Source organism: Pseudomonas sp. BJa3 (assembly GCF_026343815.1).
GTDB lineage: Bacteria > Pseudomonadota > Gammaproteobacteria > Pseudomonadales > Pseudomonadaceae > Aquipseudomonas > Aquipseudomonas soli.
Genome location: NZ_JAOXMC010000553.1, coordinates 1 through 236, shown reverse-complemented (window position 1 = coordinate 236; position 236 = coordinate 1). Strand labels below are relative to the sequence as shown.

The 236-nt window shown below is 60.6% G+C and carries 1 protein-coding gene; it reads right to left on the bottom strand.

The features are described from left to right. Positions 1-122: 122 nt before the first annotated feature. Positions 123-236 (bottom strand): NAD(P)(+) transhydrogenase (Re/Si-specific) subunit beta (locus OH705_RS28755; RefSeq protein WP_267303639.1); only part of this gene is annotated, 114 nt, incomplete at its 5' end.

Genomic DNA, 236 nt, shown 5'->3' with positions numbered 1-236 from the left:
CCCTGGTCGCAGGCTCGGCCCGGAAATCGAGCCGGTGATCTGGATCAGGCAACTGCGACAAACCCCGGAACTGGCTGCCCGGGGGGTGTCTTGTACAAGCGGTCGTGATGCGGTCATTGGACCTATTCCACAGCCTTGACCATGTCATCGATGACCTTCTTCGCGTCACCGAACACCATCATGGTCTTGTCCAGGTAGAACCACTCGTGGTCCAGGCCGGCGTAGCCGCTGGCGAT